This is a genomic window from Streptomyces araujoniae (assembly GCF_050871195.1).
GTDB classification, from domain to species: domain Bacteria; phylum Actinomycetota; class Actinomycetes; order Streptomycetales; family Streptomycetaceae; genus Streptomyces; species Streptomyces bacillaris.
The window spans coordinates 1,536,708-1,553,122 of sequence record NZ_CP194070.1; the positions used below are offsets into that span (position 1 = coordinate 1,536,708).

Annotated in this window: 14 protein-coding genes; 6 read left to right on the top strand and 8 right to left on the bottom strand. The window is 73.9% G+C overall.

Going from position 1 to position 16,415, the window contains the following annotated elements; genetic code table 11:
• Positions 1–24 precede the first annotated feature (24 nt).
• Positions 25–957: a pseudouridine-5'-phosphate glycosidase gene (locus tag ACQ9ZG_RS06550; RefSeq protein ID WP_109916212.1), complete on the top strand. Its 933-nt coding sequence runs from the start codon at positions 25–27 to the stop codon at positions 955–957.
• Positions 958–1,085: 128 nt separating this feature from the next.
• Positions 1,086–2,003, top strand: a complete 918-nt coding sequence (locus ACQ9ZG_RS06555; protein ID WP_499281577.1) for a carbohydrate kinase family protein — start codon at positions 1,086–1,088, stop codon at positions 2,001–2,003.
• Between the two features lie 203 nt (positions 2,004–2,206).
• Here the strand turns inward: ACQ9ZG_RS06555 and ACQ9ZG_RS06560 are convergent, their stop codons facing one another.
• Positions 2,207–2,851 carry a nucleoside/nucleotide kinase family protein gene (locus ACQ9ZG_RS06560; RefSeq protein ID WP_109916446.1) on the bottom strand — a complete coding sequence of 215 codons (645 nt, stop codon included), beginning with the start codon at positions 2,849–2,851 and terminating at the stop codon, positions 2,207–2,209.
• 264 nt (positions 2,852–3,115) lie between these two features.
• A complete protein-coding gene (locus tag ACQ9ZG_RS06565) occupies positions 3,116–3,793 on the bottom strand; it encodes a winged helix-turn-helix transcriptional regulator (RefSeq protein WP_237523383.1) in 678 nt (225 codons plus the stop codon).
• Positions 3,794–3,879: 86 nt separating this feature from the next.
• Between ACQ9ZG_RS06565 and ACQ9ZG_RS06570 the strand changes: the two genes are divergently transcribed.
• On the top strand, positions 3,880–5,091 hold the full coding sequence (locus ACQ9ZG_RS06570; protein WP_109916445.1) for a pyridoxal phosphate-dependent aminotransferase: 1,212 nt from the start codon (positions 3,880–3,882) through the stop codon (positions 5,089–5,091).
• A gap of 464 nt (positions 5,092–5,555) precedes the next feature.
• Here ACQ9ZG_RS06570 and ACQ9ZG_RS06575 read toward each other — a convergent pair whose 3' ends face one another.
• From ACQ9ZG_RS06575 to ACQ9ZG_RS06585, 3 genes are all read right to left on the bottom strand, one after another.
• Positions 5,556–6,287: a DUF7873 family protein gene (locus tag ACQ9ZG_RS06575; protein WP_019763392.1), complete on the bottom strand. Its 732-nt coding sequence runs from the start codon at positions 6,285–6,287 to the stop codon at positions 5,556–5,558.
• 219 nt (positions 6,288–6,506) lie between these two features.
• Positions 6,507–7,910, bottom strand: coding sequence for an SWIM zinc finger family protein (locus tag ACQ9ZG_RS06580; protein WP_499280094.1), 1,404 nt, complete (start codon positions 7,908–7,910; stop codon positions 6,507–6,509).
• A gap of 31 nt (positions 7,911–7,941) precedes the next feature.
• Complete coding sequence (locus ACQ9ZG_RS06585; protein ID WP_499280095.1) at positions 7,942–11,004, bottom strand: SCO1167/SCO6262 family helicase; 3,063 nt, start codon at positions 11,002–11,004, stop codon at positions 7,942–7,944.
• A gap of 471 nt (positions 11,005–11,475) precedes the next feature.
• On the opposite strand from ACQ9ZG_RS06585, the gene ACQ9ZG_RS06590 reads away from it, so the two are divergent.
• Both ACQ9ZG_RS06590 and ACQ9ZG_RS06595 read left to right on the top strand, forming a co-directional pair.
• Entirely contained in the window at positions 11,476–11,832 is a 357-nt protein-coding gene (locus ACQ9ZG_RS06590) for a hypothetical protein (RefSeq protein ID WP_028419278.1), read from the top strand.
• A 454-nt stretch (positions 11,833–12,286) separates the two neighbouring features.
• Entirely contained in the window at positions 12,287–12,619 is a 333-nt protein-coding gene (locus ACQ9ZG_RS06595; protein WP_109916568.1) for a DUF6343 family protein, read from the top strand.
• Positions 12,620–12,659: 40 nt separating this feature from the next.
• Here ACQ9ZG_RS06595 and ACQ9ZG_RS06600 read toward each other — a convergent pair whose 3' ends face one another.
• The 3 genes from ACQ9ZG_RS06600 to ACQ9ZG_RS06610 form a co-directional block, all read right to left on the bottom strand.
• Positions 12,660–13,028, bottom strand: a complete 369-nt coding sequence (locus ACQ9ZG_RS06600) for a tetratricopeptide repeat protein (RefSeq protein ID WP_018488078.1) — start codon at positions 13,026–13,028, stop codon at positions 12,660–12,662.
• 472 nt (positions 13,029–13,500) lie between these two features.
• A complete protein-coding gene (coaE, locus tag ACQ9ZG_RS06605) occupies positions 13,501–14,109 on the bottom strand; it encodes a dephospho-CoA kinase (RefSeq protein ID WP_109916567.1) in 609 nt (202 codons plus the stop codon).
• Between the two features lie 31 nt (positions 14,110–14,140).
• Complete coding sequence (locus ACQ9ZG_RS06610) at positions 14,141–15,079, bottom strand: PAC2 family protein (protein WP_026237535.1); 939 nt, start codon at positions 15,077–15,079, stop codon at positions 14,141–14,143.
• A 280-nt stretch (positions 15,080–15,359) separates the two neighbouring features.
• On the opposite strand from ACQ9ZG_RS06610, the gene ACQ9ZG_RS06615 reads away from it, so the two are divergent.
• The gene (locus ACQ9ZG_RS06615; protein ID WP_099219293.1) at positions 15,360–16,319 is read left to right on the top strand and encodes a right-handed parallel beta-helix repeat-containing protein; all 960 of its coding nucleotides are present in this window, start codon (positions 15,360–15,362) and stop codon (positions 16,317–16,319) included.
• The last annotated feature ends 96 nt before the right edge of the window (positions 16,320–16,415 follow it).

Sequence of the window (16,415 nt, forward strand, 5' to 3'; positions counted from 1 at the left end):
CCCACCCGCGACAGGGATGGGGACATGCCACAGAACATCGACACCTCCTACGAGCCGGTCCTGACCGCCGAGGTACGCGCGGCGCTGGCCGACGGCCTCCCCGTCGTGGCCCTGGAGTCGACGATCATCGCGCACGGGCTGCCGCGCCCCCGCAACCTCCGGGTGGCGCTCGAACTCGAAGGGATCGTCCGGTCCGCCGGAGCGGTCCCGGCCACCGTCGCCGTGCTGGACGGCCGGGCCCATGCGGGTCTGGAGAAGGACCAGTTGGAGCGGGTCGCCACCGATCCGGCGGTCCGGAAGCTGGGCCACCGCGATCTGGCCCCCGCGCTCGCGCTCGGGGCGAGCGGAGCGACCACGGTCTCCGCGACCGCGTTCCTGGCGGCGCGGGCGGGGCTGCGCTTCTTCGCCACCGGCGGCCTCGGGGGCGTACACCGGGAGTGGGCCGAGAACCAGGACGAGTCCGCCGATCTGCGGCTGCTGGCCCGGACCGGTATCACGGTGGTCTGCGCGGGGGTGAAGTCGATCCTCGACGTCCCCGCCACGCTCCAGCGGCTGGAGACCCTGGGGGTGGGCATCGTCGGCTACGGCACCGCGCACTTCCCCGGCTTCTATCTGAGCAGCTCGGGCCACCCGGTCGACTGGACCGTGCGCAGCCCCGCGGAGGTGGTGGAGATGGTGCGGGCCAAGGAGGCGCTGGGCGGCCCGGAGACGGCGCTGATCGTCGCCAATCCCGTACCGGAAGCCGACCAGTTGGACCCCGTCCTGCACGACCGGGTGCTGGCGGAGGCGCTCGACGCGTGCCGGGAGCGCGGGATCACCGGGCAGGGCGTGACCCCGTTCCTGCTGGACCAGCTGATGCGGCGGACCGAGGGCGCGTCGCTGGAGGCGAACCTGGCGGCGGTGCGCGGGAACGTACGGCTGGCGGCGGAGATCGCCGCGGCAGCGGCCGCACGGTGAACCTCCCCGATGGAGACCGTCGCACGGTGAACCTCCCCGATGGAGACCGCCGTACCGTGAAACCCTCCGATGGAGACCGCCGTACGGTGAACCTCCCCGGGAACGAAGGCCGTGCGGGGGACCTCCCCCTGGCAGGCGGCGGCGTCCCCGTCCCGGGGCGCGGGCTCCTCGTGGTCGGGGAGGTGGTCACGGATGTCGTGGCGCTGCACGGGTCCCCGCTCGTCCACGGCACGGACACCGCCGCCCGGATCCGCAGCCTGCCCGGTGGCGCGGGGGCCAACGTCGCCTGCTGGGCGGTGCGTTCGGGGTGCCGGGAGGTGGCGTTGCTGGCCCGGGCCGGGGCGGAGTCCGCCGACTGGCACCGGGAGTCGCTGGAGCGGGCCGGGGTGCGGGCGCTGCTGGCGGTGGACGACGAGGTGGCGACCGCGACGGTCATCGCGCTGGTGGACTCCGCCGCCGAGCGGACGTTCCTCACCGACAGCGGGGCCGTCCTGCGGCTCGCCGTCGAGGACTTCGCGCCCTCGATGCTCGACGGTGCGGGATGGCTGCACCTCTCCGGCTACCTCCTGTTCGCCGCCACCAGCCGCGCCGCCGCGTTGCTCGCCCTGCGGACGGCCTTGGAGCGCGGGATTCCGGTGAGCGTGGACCCGGCGTCGGCGGGGTTCCTGGCGGAGCTGGGCCCGAAGCGGTTTCTGGAGTACGCCGAGGGGGCCGAGCTGCTGCTGCCGAACGCGGACGAGGCCCGGCTGCTGACCGGACTGCCCGAACCGGCCGAGGCGGCGGCAGAGTTGAGCCGTACGTTCCCCCGGGTCGTCGTCACCCTGGGCGGCGGGGGCGCGGTCGTGGCGGCCGGGGGCCGGGTGACGGGGCGGGTCGGCGCCCGGCCGGTCCCCGTCCCGGTCGACTCCACGGGCGCGGGCGACGCGTTCACCGGCGGGTTCCTCGCGGCGGTGCTGGCCGGGGCGGACGACCGGGCCGCCGCGGCGGAGGGCTGCCGGGCCGGGGCCGAGGCGGTCGGCACGGTGGGCGGCCGGCCACCCCCGTAGCCCCCACGGCCGGCGGCCTGCCACCCCCCAATCGCCACGACGCCAGCCTCCCACGCAGCCGGAACAGCGGGGGCAGAGGGAGCAGCCGGGCCAGAGGGAGCAACGGGAGCAGCGGGAACGGCCGGACGGAAGGGGGCGCCCGGGACCGCCCCGGCCTCCCGCGTCACCGGTAGGCCCCCGCCTCGGTCGGTCGCCCCAAGCCTCTAGGGCTCGTCCACTCCCGACCACGCCGGATGCCCAGGGTCGTCGGCGCGCACCACCACATCCGCGCGTTCGGCGGGCGACACCTCCTCCTCGTACCGGGCGAAAGCGGGCAGCGTCCACCGCTCCGCCTCCGGCGTGCGCCGTCGCAACGCGCCCTCCGAGAGCCGCACATGGACGCTCAGCGCGAACGGGAACCAGTGGCCGAGCAGCAGCGGCCCGTGCACGATCACCATCCCGCCCTCGGGCACCTCCCGGTACGGGGTGCGCGTGGCGCGGTCCGTCACCGGGTCCCACAGGTCGGGCAGCACCCGCCCGGAGCCGCCCGCCTCCAGCGGCCCGAACACCTCGCGCCAGAGCGCGCCCGTGTCGAACCAGCTGTCCGCGTACGCGTCCGGGTCCTCCTTCCCGTACTCGAACCGCAGGCTCGCCGGGCGCAGGAAGCCCTCGGCGGGGACCACGAGCACCGGCCGGCCCCGCAGCCGCAGCTCACCGGCGACGCGTTCGGCCAGGTCAGCGGTGCGGGCGGCCGGGGCACCGTCGACGCCGAGGGCGAGCCGGGGTGATCCGTCGGCGGCGGTCAGGCCGTCCGCGTGCCGTGCCAGCTCACCGGCCAGCCGTTCCCAGGTGATCGCTTCGAGTCGCACGCCCCCATCATCCACGCCGGGGGCCACGGACCGGAGGACACGGATCCGGAGAACACAGAGCGGAGAACCAGGATCGGAGAACCAGGATCGGAGGCCCCAACCCGGAGGAACCGACCGGGAGCCAGAGCCCGGAGCCAGAACCCGGGCGCCAGAACCCGGAAGGCGGAGCCCGGAGGCCACGGGCCGGAGGGACACGGCCCGAGGACCCCCGGCCCGGAGGACCGGACCGGAAGCCACGCCCCGGAGGGCCCGGCCCCGCACGCCTCACCCGCCCCGCAGCTCGGTGGCGAGCGGCCCCTCCCCCGTCACCTCGATCCGTCCGTCCTTGACCGCCTCCGCGAGGGCGACCTCGCCGCGCCCCAGCTCCAGGCAGAGTTCCGCGTCGAGAGTGATGCGGGCGTCGGGCCGGGGCGCCGGGCCGAACCCGTACGGCTCGCCCCCCGGTCCGGCCGCCGCGCCCCCTCCCGTACGGACGTGGAACTCGCCCTCGTCCACACGCACTTCGAGGACACCCTCCTGGGTGAGCCCGGTCAGGGCGCGCAGCAGGGGCAGGGCGAACCAGTGGGCGCGTACGGCGTCGGTGGGGCGGCGCTCGGCGAGGGCCGGGGCGCCCCACTCGGCGAGGGCGGTGAGGACGGGGAGCAGGCCGTGACCGCGCTCGGTCAGTTCGTAGACCGAGGCGGCGGCGGGCGGCGGGAGCCTGCGGCGTACGGCGAGGCCGCCCTGCTCCATGTCCTTGAGGCGGGAGGCCAGGACATCGGTGGAGACGCCGGGCAGGTCGGCGTGGAGGTCGGTGTAGCGGCGGGGTCCGGCGAGCAGTTCGCGGACGATCAGCAGCGTCCACCGGTCGCCCACGGAGTCGAGGGCACGGGCGGAGGCGCAGAACTGGTCATAGCTCCGGCGTCTGACGGGACGTTGGGCGGCGGGCTGCTGACGTGGCATACGACGCAGTCTAGACATGTTGTTGGACTTTCCAAGCTCCAGCTTGGTAAAACCAAGTATCGCAGTTCGGCTCGGGGAGGCACCGCATGGAGTTCCGGCAGTCCAGCAAGCTCAACGAGGTCTGTTACGAGATCCGGGGCCCGGTCATCGAGCACGCCAACGCCCTGGAGGAGGCGGGCCACAGCGTGCTCCGGCTCAACACGGGCAATCCGGCGCTCTTCGGCTTCGAGGCACCGGAGGAGATCGTCCAGGACATGATCCGGATGCTGCCGCAGGCCCACGGCTACACCGATTCGCGCGGCATCCTCTCCGCGCGGCGGGCGGTGGCCCAGCGCTACCAGTCCATGGGGCTGACCGAGGTCGGCGTGGACGACGTCTTCCTGGGCAACGGGGTCTCCGAGCTGATCTCGATGGCCGTACAGGCGCTGCTGGAGGACGGCGACGAGGTGCTGATCCCGGCCCCGGACTTCCCGCTCTGGACGGCGGTGACCACACTCGCGGGCGGAAAGGCCGTGCACTACGTCTGCGACGAGGGCGCCGACTGGAACCCCGACCTCGCCGACATGGCGTCGAAGATCACCGACCGCACCAAGGCCGTCGTGATCATCAACCCGAACAACCCGACGGGCGCGGTCTATCCGCGCGAGATCCTCGAAGGCATTCTGGATCTGGCCCGCCGGCACAACCTGATGGTCTTCGCGGACGAGATCTACGACCAGATCCTGTACGACGGCGCCGAGCACCACAGCGCGGCCGTCCTCGCCCCGGACCTGGTCTGCCTCACCTTCAGCGGGCTCTCGAAGACGTACCGGGTGGCGGGGTTCCGCTCCGGCTGGATGGTGGTCTCCGGCCCGCGGCAGCACGCCCGCAACTATCTGGAGGGCCTGACCATGCTGGCCTCCATGCGGCTCTGCCCCAACGCGCCCGCGCAATACGCCATCCAGGCCGCGCTCGGCGGACGGCAGTCCATCCGCGAGCTGGTGGCGCCGGGCGGCAGGCTGCACGAGCAGCGGAACCGGGCGTGGGAGCGGCTGAACGAGATCCCGGGTGTCTCGTGCGTGAAGCCGAAGGGCGCGCTGTACGCGTTCCCGCGCATCGATCCGAAGGTGCACCCCATCGTCGACGACGAGAAGTTCGTGCTGGACCTGCTGCTGCGCGAGAAAATCCAGGTGGTGCAGGGCACGGGCTTCAGCTGGCCGCGCCCGGACCACTTCCGCATCCTGACCCTGCCGTACGCCGACGACCTCGACGCGGCGATCAGCCGCATCGGCCGGTTCCTGAACGGATATCGCCAGTGACCTGTGCGGCCTGCTCCGGCCCTGTCCCTCTGTCCCTGTCCCTGCCTCTGTCCCCGTCCCCGGAACGGGAGCGGGCCCGGAGGCGTAGCCGGCCTCCGGGCCCTGAGTGTGCCGCCCATCGGGCACGCCGGCACGTTTAAGGGTCCGGGTCAGTCATGATGTCGTCGCGTCCTGCCTTTGGACCACCGCAGATCGGAGCTCTGCGGGCCGGACTTGAACCGGCATCTCGACGCGCGCGGGCCCGGGCCCGTTCGATCCGGCGATCGGCGGCGAATGCTGAGTCTGGAGCAAGAGTCTGAGATTGACGGCGGTCTGCCTCTGCCTGCTTGGGCTACTCCGGCCCGTACCGGAGGGAGGATTCGAACCTCCACTGGAACCGCGCCTTCACGACAAGCTTCAGTTTCAGCTTGCGCTCCTCGCGCACCCCGGTCACCGTCATCGGCGGCCGGGGAATCCATGGTCGGTCACCCGAAGAGGTAACCGAATACCGCATCACCCACCCGCTGGTCGGTGACCTCCGCGCCGTTGGCCTCCTCGCGGGCGAACTTGACGGCCTGCTGGAGCTTCTCGACCCGGTCCAGCAGTTCGTTGACGCGCCGCGCGGGCAGCGCACCGGAGAACTTGACGGTCGTCCAGTAACCGATCGGGATGTCCTCGTAGTACACCTCGACCTGGGCCGGGTGCTTCTCGGTGGCCTCCGCCTTGACGTGGTTGCGGGGCACCTTCTTCGTACGGACCGTGCGGACCGGCTCGGTCTTCCAGGCGTCGGTGGACGGGTCCTGCACCCAGGCCTCGGCCGCGTCCAGCACCGGGAGCTTGCGGATGAAGGTGTTCAGGTCGGTGAGCTGCTTCTCCAGGAAGAGCAGATACGACACCGGCACCTCGGCCACCAGCACCCGGCCGTCGACCTTCACATCGGCCCGGGCCGAGCAGTTGGCCCAGTCCTTGGTGGCGGTCACGTCGAAGAGCCGGGTGAGCGTGGCGGCGGTCTCCCGCAGCACGTCCTCGGTCCTGACCTGGACCAGGGTCGACTCGGGCGGAAGCTGCTCGCCCTCCTCGTCCTTGGGCTGGTAGGTCCGGGAGATGCCGGCCAGCAGCGCGGCCTTCTGCAGGCCGTGATGTGCTGCCGTCAGGTCCTGGTGCGCCTTGGACTTGACGCCCTTCTCCACTGCGATGATCTGATTGAGTTTCGCCACGTCGAGGACGCTAACAGGACCAACTGGGCGGTGGCCAAAGGTTTTACCGCCCGCGCCCGCTCCACCGGCCCTGCCCACTCCACCGCCCTTACCCGCTCGCGTTCTGCGCCCGGCGCGCGATTCAACGGGCTCGCGTTTCGACAGACGTACGGTCCACCGGCCGTACGGTCCAACGGGCGTACGGTCCAACGGACGTGCGGGTCCAGTAGACGTACGGGTTCAACGGACGTACGACGGGGTGTCCTCCGGGTCCGGGACCGCGTCGCCGGCCAGCAGTGCGTCGAGGGCGGTGACCGGGTCGTGCTGCGGGGCGGCTCGGGGCCACCAGTCGTCGGCGCCGGGGTCGGACTCGTAGCCGTACCAGCGCATGTCGGGGCCGAAGCGGAGCTGGAGCGAGCCGTCGGGGTGGGTGAGGTGGTTGCGCCGGGGCGTGAAGCGCGGGAACCCGGCGGCGGCCAGCAGCGGTCTGGCCCGGTCGAAGGGGCCCGCCGGCGGGTCCCAGGGCTCCTCCAAAACCGCGAGCCCCTCGGCTCCGCCCTGCCGCCAGGCGGCCACCGCGCGGGCCAGGTCGGTGGTGTTGCGGCCGGTGGCGTGGGCCAGCTCCCGGTAGAGCGCGCGGGTGGTGGCGGTGAGCCCGGCGGTCGGGCGGGAGGCGGCGATCCGGACGGCGTCCTGCCAGGGGGTGAGCCCGGCCAGCGGGTCGCGGCCGGTCGTGAGGAGCGCGTGGGCGCGGGCCGCCGCGTCGGTGGCGAGGTGGTCCAGGCCCAGCGGGTCGCGCGCGCCCGGCAGGTCCGGGTAGGACGGCGCCCGGTCGGGGTGCGGTGGTACGGGAAGGGGTGGCGGGAGCGGCGGCAGGAACCGGTCCGCCCAGGCCTCCGCCGCCGGCAGCGACGGGGGGACGGGCGGGGCGGCGGGGCGTTCGCGGGCGGAGTGCTCGGCGTTGCGGCGGCCCAGCTCGTCCAGCAGCTCCCGCTCGCCCCGGCCCCGCATCAGCAGCAGGACGAACGGGTCGCTGTCGAGCAGCCGTGCGGTCTGGTAGCAGAGGGCGGCGACATGCTTGCAGGGCCGGCCGTGGTCGGGGCACGTACAGCTCGGGTCCAGGTCGTCCCCGCCGGGCAGCAGCCGGACGTCGGCGTCCCGGGCGGTGTCGGTCAGGGAGTGCGGCATCTCCTTGGCCAGCAGCGCGGAGAGGTGGCCGGGGTGGGCGGCGACCGCGCCGAGCAGGGTGTCCCAGCCGGTGTCGGTGAAGGCGCGCAGGCGCAGTTCCGCGCGGTAGGGGCGGGGGCGGCTGCCGTGCACATAGGCGACGACCCGGCCGGGGGTGACGGTGATCGCGGCGACCTTGCCCTCGTCGGCGTAGGCCCGGCCGCGGGCGAGCCGGGCCCCGTCCATCGACAGCGACTCCAGGGCGGCCACCCAGGCGCGGCCCCACCAGCTGTCCGCGAAGGGCTCGCCCTCCCGCGCGGTCCGGGCGGGCACCGCCTCGAAGGTACGCCGCAGATCGTCGGGGCCCGGCCGGGCGCGCGGCGCCGAACGGGGTGCGGACCGAGACGTCGGGCGGGGTTCCGCCCCGGATGCCGCTGCCGGGCGCGGCCGGGAACCGGGGGTCGGGCGCGGACTCATACGGGCCTCCCCGGCGGGACGAGGGGCGGGCTCATGCGGGCCTCCGCAGCGAGACGAGGTCGGCCAGATCCCGGTCGCTCAGCTCGGTGAGGGCGGTCTCGCCGGTGCCGAGGACCGCGTCCGCCAGGGCCCGCTTGGACTCCAGCAGCTCACCGATCCTGTCCTCCACCGTGCCCTCCGCGACGAGGCGGTGGACCTGCACGGGCTGGGTCTGGCCGATGCGGTACGCCCGGTCGGTGGCCTGCTCCTCCACGGCCGGGTTCCACCAGCGGTCGTAGTGGACGACATGGGCGGCGCGGGTGAGGTTGAGCCCGGTGCCTGCGGCCTTGAGGGAGAGCAGGAAGACGGGGATCTCGCCGGACTGGAAGCGGTCCACCATCCGCTCCCGCTCGGCCACCGGTGTTCCGCCGTGCAGGAGTTGGGAGGGGACCGCCCGGGCGGCGAGGTGGGCGGAGAGGAGCCGGGCCATGGTCACGTACTGGGTGAAGATCAGGACCGAGCCGTCCTCGGCCAGGATCGTGTCGAGGAGTTCGTCGAGCAGGGCGAGCTTGCCGGAGCGGCCGGTGAGCCGGGTGGGCTCCTCCTTCAGATACTGCGCCGGGTGGTTGCAGATCTGCTTGAGCGCGGTCAGCAGTTTCATGACGAGACCGCGGCGGGCGATGCCCTCGGCCCCCTCGATCTGCGCCATGGTCTCGCGCACCGCCGCCTCGTAGAGCGTGGCCTGCTCCCGGGTGAGGGAGACGGGGTGGTCGGTCTCCGTCTTGGGCGGCAGCTCGGGGGCGATACCGGGGTCGGACTTCCTGCGGCGGAGCAGGAAGGGGCGGACCAGCCGGGCGAGCCGCTCGACCGCCTCGTCGTTGCCGAGGCCCGCGGCGGTGCCCGTGCTCTCCACGATCCGGGCGTGCCGGGCCCGGAACGCCTTCAGCGGGCCGAGCAGTCCGGGGGTCGTCCAGTCGAGCAGGGCCCACAGCTCGGAGAGGTTGTTCTCCACGGGGGTGCCGGTCAGGGCGACCCTGGCGGGGGCGGGGATGGTGCGCAGGGCCTTGGCGGTGGAGGAGTGCGGGTTCTTGACGTGCTGGGCCTCGTCGGCGACGACGAGCCCCCAGGTGTGCGCGGCGAGCTGCCCGGCGCTGGAGCGCATCGTGCCGTACGTGGTGAGGACGAAGCCGCCGTCCTGCCCGCCCAGCTCCCGGTCGGTGCCGTGGAAGCGGCGGACGGGGACGCCGGGGGCGAAGCGGTTGATCTCCCGGTGCCAGTTGCCGAGGAGGGAGGCGGGGCAGACGACGAGCGTGGGGGCCTGCCGGGCCCGGTGCAGATGGAGGGCGATGAGGGTGATCGTCTTGCCGAGGCCCATGTCGTCCGCCAGACAGCCGCCCAGCCCGAGCGAGGTCATCCGGTCCAGCCAGGCCAGGCCGCGCAGCTGGTAGTCGCGCAGGGTCGCGTCGAGCCCGGGCGGCGGGGCGATCGTGGTGTCCTCGTCGAGGAGACGCGCACGGAGGGCGGCGAGGGCTCCGGCGGGCACGGCCTCGACCCGTTCGCCGTCCACCTCCGCGCTCCCGGTGAGGGCGACGGCCAGCGCGTCCACCGGGTCCAGCAGCCCCAGCTCCCGCTTGCGCGCCTTCCGTACGAGGCCGGGGTCGACGACCACCCACTGGTCGCGCAGCCGCACCACCGGACGGTGGGCCTCGGCCAGGGCGTCCATCTCGGCCTCGGTCAGCCGCTCGTCGCCCAGGGAGAGCTGCCAGTCGAAGGCGAAGAGCTGCTCGGCGTCGAAGAACGAGGTGCCGTCGGTGGCCGACCCGGGCGCGGGCCGTACGACGGCGGCCGCGGTGAGCGAACGGGCCAGCTCGCGCGGCCAGTGCACCTGGACCCCGGCGGCCGCCAGCCGGGCTCCCGCGTCGCTCAGCAGCTCGTACAGCTCGTCCTCGGTGATCGCGAGGACATCGGGGACGGGCTGGTCCAGCAGCCGTTCCAGCGGGGGCCAGACCCGGGCGGCCCGGCGCAGCGCCAGCACCGCGTCAACCTGGGAGCGCGGCCCGAACGGCTCGCCCGCGAGCCCGTTCCACAGGGCGGCGGCGTCGACCACGTACGTCGGGTCGGCGAGGCTGTGCACCTGCACGACGGCCGCGGCGGCATGGCGGTGCGCCGGGTCACGGGGGTGCACGGGATCGCGGGGGCGCCCCGGCCCGTGCGGGCGCGCCGGGTCGTCGGGGGGTGAGGCGTGCTCCGGTGCGTCCTCCCCGGCGGCCGTGACGGCGTACGTGTCGGCGGTGTCGAACAGCTCGTAGGCGGAGAGGTCGAGCCGGAGCGAGACCCGTACCCCCGCGTCCACCCCCGAGGCCACCTCGACGGCCCAGGCGGCGGCGTGGGGCAGGTGCTGCGGCTCACGGGCGGCGAAGGGCGCGCCCATCGCGAAGGCGGCGGCCGGGGTGCGCGGGAGGGTGTCGGCCACCGCGTCCAGGAAGGAGCCGATCAGCGCCTCCGGGTCGGGGAGCCGGGGCGGGTCCAGCCCCGGGAGCGGCACGGCGTGCCCCTCTGGCGGCAGCGCGGCGGCGGTGGCCCGCAGGTGCGCGACGTCCTCGGCATCGCGGGGGCCCGCCCGCCAGGCGTCGTGGGCGTCCGCCGTGAGACCGGGCAGGAGCCGGCCGCGCGCGACCAGGTGGAGGGCGTGCAGGGCGGCCGCCCCCCAGCAGCGGGTGGCGGGGTGGGCGGACGCCTGGTGCCGGGCCCGGACGAGCACGGGCAGCGCGTCGGCCACGGAGAGCAGCGCGGCGGGCACCTCGGCGCTCCGGACACCGGGGTGTCCGGCGGCGGGCGTCCCGTCCCCCGGGCCGGTCTCCCGCCGGACCACGGTGACCTCGGCCGGACGGTACGGCACGGTGTCGGCCGGGGCCCGGTCGTCGGAGTGGGCCGTGGACGCGTACACGAAGGACGACGGGCCCCCGGGGATGTCGGCGTGCGGGTCCCAGAAGGCGAACAGGCCCTCCCTCGGGACGGAGCCGGGCAGGAAGACCGCAGCGCAGCGCAGCAGACGGCCGACGTCCGCCTCCTCCGGCGCGTCACCGCCCGGAGCGCGCACACCCTGAGCAGCCATTCCGGTCACCCCCTCCCGCCTGATCCACCGGTCCACTCCGGTCCACCGGGTCCGCCCGGTCCACCGGATCGATACCGGTCCGGTCCAGCACCGTTCTCTGCTGACTCTGCGAGTCTAGGCGCGGGGTCTGACAGTGCCGTCCACGGCCGTATCACCGCAGGTCGGAGCGGGGTCCGGTGCGAGCGAACCCCACTCGGCGCCGGACACGCTCAGTAACGGACGGTCGGCCTCCGCGCACCGGCGGGGGTGCCCCTCCGCCGTCCGGACGCCGACGGGGACCGTTCCCCGTTCCGCCCGGCGCCTCGCCCGGTCGGCCGCACACCGGATGCCCGGAGGGCGCGGAGCGGGCAGGGTGGCCAGCGCCAGCACGTCTCAGCGGCGCACCGATGAGAGCCGAAGGCGTACCGAACGAACCGGACGAGCACCGGTGAGAGCCGGACGAGCACCGGACGAGCAGACGAGGACCCGCCCATGTCCGTGACCGCGCCCGATCCCCGCCGCCGACGCCGTCTCGGCGCCGTCGCCGCAGCCTCGCTCCTCGCCCTCACCGTCTCGGGCTGCTCGGGCCTCGGCCGTACCGCCGTCGGCCCGGTGACGTATCACACCGACCGCGACGCGGTGGTGCAGGTGAACAGCCCCTCGGTACGCGGCTGCCACCGGCTCGCCCCCAGCGGGGCCCGGGAGATCGAGAACGGCACGCTGGTCGACATCATCCTCTACCCCACGCGCGACTGCACGGGTAAGGGGACGGCCTACGTGGCCACCCGGTTCAGCGATGTGGCGGCCGAGAGCGGCCCGCCGTGGCGCAGCTACACCTTCGTGCACTGAGCGGATCGCTCGCTGAAGCAGCAGACCGGCGGAGGAGGCGGGCCGACGGAAGAGACGGGTCAGCCGAGCGGTCAGGCCGACAGCCGGGGGCGGGTCAGCGGAGGAGACGGGCCGGCCGAGCGGCCGGGGGCCGGGGTGCCGTCGTCGGTGAGGGTGCGGTCCACCTTGGGCGGGCCGCCGCCAGGTGTCCGGCGAGCTGCCCGTAGGACGGTTCGCGTGGCCGGAACGTCCGGGTCCGCAGCGCGCCACCGCGGTCGTGCCCCGCGCGCACCGACCGCACCCCTCCCCCACCGGATCGGCGGGGGGCGATCCGGAGCCGGCTCGACGGCGCGGCCGTCCGGGGTGGTGGCTCCCGGGGCCGTCCCCGCGGATCCCACACGCACCGGTGTTCCGCCAGCGCAGGAGCAACGGACGCCCGGGCGGCCCTGGTTCCCGCCCGGGGCGTGCGGGGTCCATGCTGGAGGGTGAGGTGATCGCCATGCGTACCGGCAGTGAGCCCGCGACCGCCCGCAGTCCGCTGCGGCTGCGGCTCTGGCTGAGTCTCTGGGGGACGTTCTGGGCGCTCTTCGGCCTGCTGGCGTTCTCGCTGACCGGGCGGCCGGGCTGGGCGGTGGCGTGCGCGGTGCTCCTGGCCCTCACGCTGCTGGACCTCTGGGTGGTCACGTACCGCATGCGTCAGGGGGCGCGCTACCAGCCGGGGCGGGACGTGCCCCCGTACGAGCCCGACCGGGACGGCCGCCCCCGGTGGCGCGGGCCGGACCCCGGGGACGGGACGAGACCTCCGTGAGGCCCCTGGCCGGGGCGCCAGGACGTGCCCGGGACTGCGCTCAGTCCTCGGCCTCGAACCGGGCCGCCTTCAGGTACTCCGGCTTCGGATCGAGCGCCGCCGCGAGCCGGAAGTGCCGGGTCGCCGCGTCCGGTCGCCCCGCGCGCTCGAAGGTACGGGCCAGGGCGTAGTGCGCGAAGGCGTTGTCCGGCTCGCGCTCCAGCACCAGCTCGAACTCCAGCTCGGCCGGGCGCAGTTGCGCGGCGGCGAAGAAGGCGCGGGCCCGGAGCAGCCGGGCGGCGGTGTTCTCCGGGTGGGCGGCGATCACGGAGTCGAGGAGTTTGACCGCGCCCCGGGGGTCCCGGGCGTCGAGCAGTCGCTCGGCCGCCCGGAAGTCGATGACATGAGTTTCCGGGTTGCTCTCGGGCACGGTCGCATCCTTCCCTTCGCTGCCGCGTTTTCAACGTCCGGCCGGTGGTCGGTATTCCGGACCGGGTTCAGGGGTGGCGGCCGGGTTCGGCCGACGCCGGTGCCCGGGGGCGGCCGACGCCGGTGCCCGGGGGCGGCCGACGAAGCCCGGATCGGACCGGTGACGCCCGGGGCCAGCCGGTCAACCCCGGTCCGGGCATAGCCGGTGGCGGCGCCCTGGTTCGGCCGGCGAAGCCCGGATCCGGCCGTTGGCGCCCGGGCCGGCCCGTGAACCCCGGACCGGGTTCAGCCGGTGACGCCTGTCGTGGTCCGCGGTGCCTGAAGTAGGCAGGTGATGTCCGACCGGTCGCAGGGCCCGAGGTCAGCCAGCGGCATCCGACCGGTTCGCAGGACCCACTGTCAGCCAGCGGTACCCGACCGGTCCGCAGGACCCACGGTCAGCCGACGGTCCGACCGGTCCGTAGGGCCCACGGTCAGCCGGTGGTGGCGGCCGCCCGGCGCAGCAGTTCCTCCCAGACCCCGCGGACCTGCGGCTCCAGGGCCTCCAGCGGCCCGTCGTTGTCCACGGTGAGATCGGCGACGGCGAGGCGTTCCTCGCGGGTCGCCTGGGCGGCCATCCGGGCGCGGGCGTCCGACTCGGTCATTCCGCGCAGGTTCACCAGCCGGTCGAGCTGGGTTCCGGCGGACGCGTCGACGACGACGACCAGGTCGTAGAGGGGCGCGAGGCCGTTCTCGGCCAGCAGCGGTACGTCATGGATGACGACGGCCTCCGCGCCCGCCTCCCGCTCCAGCTCGGCCGCGCGGGCGCCGACGAGGGGGTGGACGATCGCGTTGAGGGCGGCGCGGCGGTCCGGGTCGGCGAAGACGATCGCGCCGAGCGCCGCACGGTCCAGGGTCCCGTCGGGGGCCAGGACGTCCGGCCCGAACTCCTCGGCAACGGCCGCGAGTCCGGGGGTTCCGGGCTCGACGACCTCGCGCGCGATCCGGTCGGAGTCGATCAGCGCGGCCCCGTACGAGACGAGCAGCCGCGACACTTCGCTCTTGCCGGCGCCGATCCCGCCGGTCAGGCCCACTTTCAGCATGGGCCGCAGCCTACGGGCCCGGCCGGGGCGCTCAGCCGTCGCCCTCCCGCTCCGCGAGGAAGCGCTCGAACTCGCGGCCGATCTCGTCGGCGGAGGGCAGGTCCACCGGTTCGGCGACCAGGTTGCCGCGCGTCTCGGAGCCGGCGACCGCGTCGTACTGGTGCTCCAGGCCCTCGACGAGGGAGACCAGCTCCTCGTCGCCCTGGCGGATCTGCCGGTCGATCTCGGTCTGGGTGCGGTGGGCCTCGGTGCGCAGGGAGTGCGCGAGGGCGGGCAGGACCAGGCCGGTCGCGGCGGTGATCGCCTCCAGCGCGGTCAGGGCCGCGTCCGGGTAGGCGGAGCGGGCCACGTAGTGCGGGACGTGGGTGGCGACCCCGAGGACGTCGTGGCCGGCCTCCATCAGGCGGTACTCGATGAGGGACTCCGCCGAGCCGGGGACCTGGGCCTCGTCGAAGGGGCTGCGGTGGCCCGGCATCAGGTCGGTGCGGTTGCCGTGGGGGGTGATGCCCACGGGGCGGGTGTGCGGGACGCCCATGGGGATGCCGTGGAAGTTGACCGTGAGGCGGACGCCGAGCCGCTCGACGATCTGCTCGACGGCGGCGGCGAACCGCTCCCACTCCACGTCCGGCTCCGGGCCAGACAGCAGGAGGAAGGGCGCTCCGGTGGCGTCCTGGACGACCCTGACCTCCAGGGTCGGGGCCTCGAAGGCGGTCCAGCGGTCGCGCCGGAAGGTCAGCAGGGGGCGCCGGGCGCGGTAGTCGACGAGCCGGTCGTGGTCGAAGCGGGCCACGACCTGGTGGGGCAGCGTTTCGAGCAGGCCCTCGACGATCTGCTCGCCGGTCTCGCCCGCGTCGATGTATCCGTCGAAGTGGTAGAGCATGACCAGGCCGGCCGACTCCTGGGCCAGCGCCATGTCGACGACGGCCAGGCCCTTCGGCTCCCATTCGTACAAACTCTGCGGATCAGGCACGGTTACCGCTCCTCCTCGTGTTCCCTGGGAAGAACGCGGCCGCCCCCACGAGCATTCCCCGCGACCGCACTTTCCGGCAACGGGGCTTCGAGGCACGCCAGTTGAGACGGGCCTGAGACGCGCCCGAGGCGGGCCGGCCAGGGCGCACCCATTATTGGTCCAGACCTTGACGCGCACCGCCGCCGTCCCTACCGTCACTGGGCAACACGTTCAGGGATGCGCCCCCCATTCATGTACGGGAACATTCCGGACCCTCCGATTCCGACGGGAAGGCTCCCCCATGCGCCCCCGCACCCCTCTCACCGTCCTGCTGACCGCCGCCCTCGCCTCCGGCGGGCTGGTCCTGACCGGCGCCGGGCCCGCGCACGCGGCGGTGATCGACGTGTCCACCGCCGCCCAGCTGAAGTCGGCGCTCACCACCGTCTCCCCCGGCGACACGATCCGGCTCGCCGACGGCACGTACACCGGGAACTTCAAGGCCACCCGCCCCGGCACCTCCGGCGCCCGCATCATCCTCACCGGCTCCAGCAGGGCCGTCCTGACGGCCGGCGGCGGCTACGGGCTGCACCTCAACGGCGCCTCGTACTGGACGGTCCACGGGGTGACCGTCAAGGGCGGCCAGAAGGGCATCATGGCCGACGCCGCGAACGGCGTCGTCATCGACTCGGTCACCGTCCACGACCTCGACATGGAGGGCGTCCACTTCCGCAAGTCCTCGCGCGACGGCGTACTGAAGAACTCCCGCATCTACGACACCGGGCAGAACGGGCGCGGGATGGGCGAGGGCGTGTACGTCGGGACGGCGAACGACCTGACCGACCGGAGCGACAACGCGCAGATCCTCGACAACACCATCGGGCCGGACGTCCGCGGCGAGAACGTCGACATCAAGGAAGGCACCACCGGCGCCCGGATCGTCGGCAACACCTTCGACGGCAACGGGCTCACCGGCGCCAACTACGACGACTCCTGGGTCGATGTGAAGGGCAACGACGTCCTGGTGGAGGGCAATCGGGGCACCCGCACCACCAACAACGGCTACGAGACCCACACCCAGCGGCCCGGCTGGGGCTGCGGCACCGTCTTCCGCAACAACACCTCGGACCTGACCGGCGCCACCGGGGACCGCCGGCTCGCCATCAACGTCACCAACAACAGCGCCACCTGCCGCACCACGGTCCACGCGAGCAACACCGTCACCGGCGGCAGGGGCCTGACCAACATCACCGTCACGCCCTGACCGGCTCCCGCATACGCGAGTGAGGCCCGTCCCCCGAAGGGGACGGGCCTCACTTACCGCTCTACAGCTTTACCGCAGCCGATGAGCCGTCGGGAT

Excerpts from the sequence above, each read along its gene's own strand:
- ACQ9ZG_RS06550 (WP_109916212.1), top strand. The coding sequence starts at position 25 with ATGCCACAGAACATCGACACCTCCTACGAGCCGGTCCTGACCGCCGAG.
- ACQ9ZG_RS06585 (WP_499280095.1), bottom strand. The coding sequence starts at position 11,004 with ATGGCTGCTCAGGGTGTGCGCGCTCCGGGCGGTGACGCGCCGGAGGAG.
- ACQ9ZG_RS06595 (WP_109916568.1), top strand. The coding sequence starts at position 12,287 with ATGCTGGAGGGTGAGGTGATCGCCATGCGTACCGGCAGTGAGCCCGCG.
- ACQ9ZG_RS06615 (WP_099219293.1), top strand. The coding sequence starts at position 15,360 with ATGCGCCCCCGCACCCCTCTCACCGTCCTGCTGACCGCCGCCCTCGCC.
- ACQ9ZG_RS06565 (WP_237523383.1), bottom strand. The coding sequence starts at position 3,793 with ATGCCACGTCAGCAGCCCGCCGCCCAACGTCCCGTCAGACGCCGGAGC.
- coaE (WP_109916567.1), bottom strand. The coding sequence starts at position 14,109 with ATGCTGAAAGTGGGCCTGACCGGCGGGATCGGCGCCGGCAAGAGCGAA.
- ACQ9ZG_RS06570 (WP_109916445.1), top strand. The coding sequence starts at position 3,880 with ATGGAGTTCCGGCAGTCCAGCAAGCTCAACGAGGTCTGTTACGAGATC.
- ACQ9ZG_RS06590 (WP_028419278.1), top strand. The coding sequence starts at position 11,476 with ATGTCCGTGACCGCGCCCGATCCCCGCCGCCGACGCCGTCTCGGCGCC.
- ACQ9ZG_RS06580 (WP_499280094.1), bottom strand. The coding sequence starts at position 7,910 with ATGAGTCCGCGCCCGACCCCCGGTTCCCGGCCGCGCCCGGCAGCGGCA.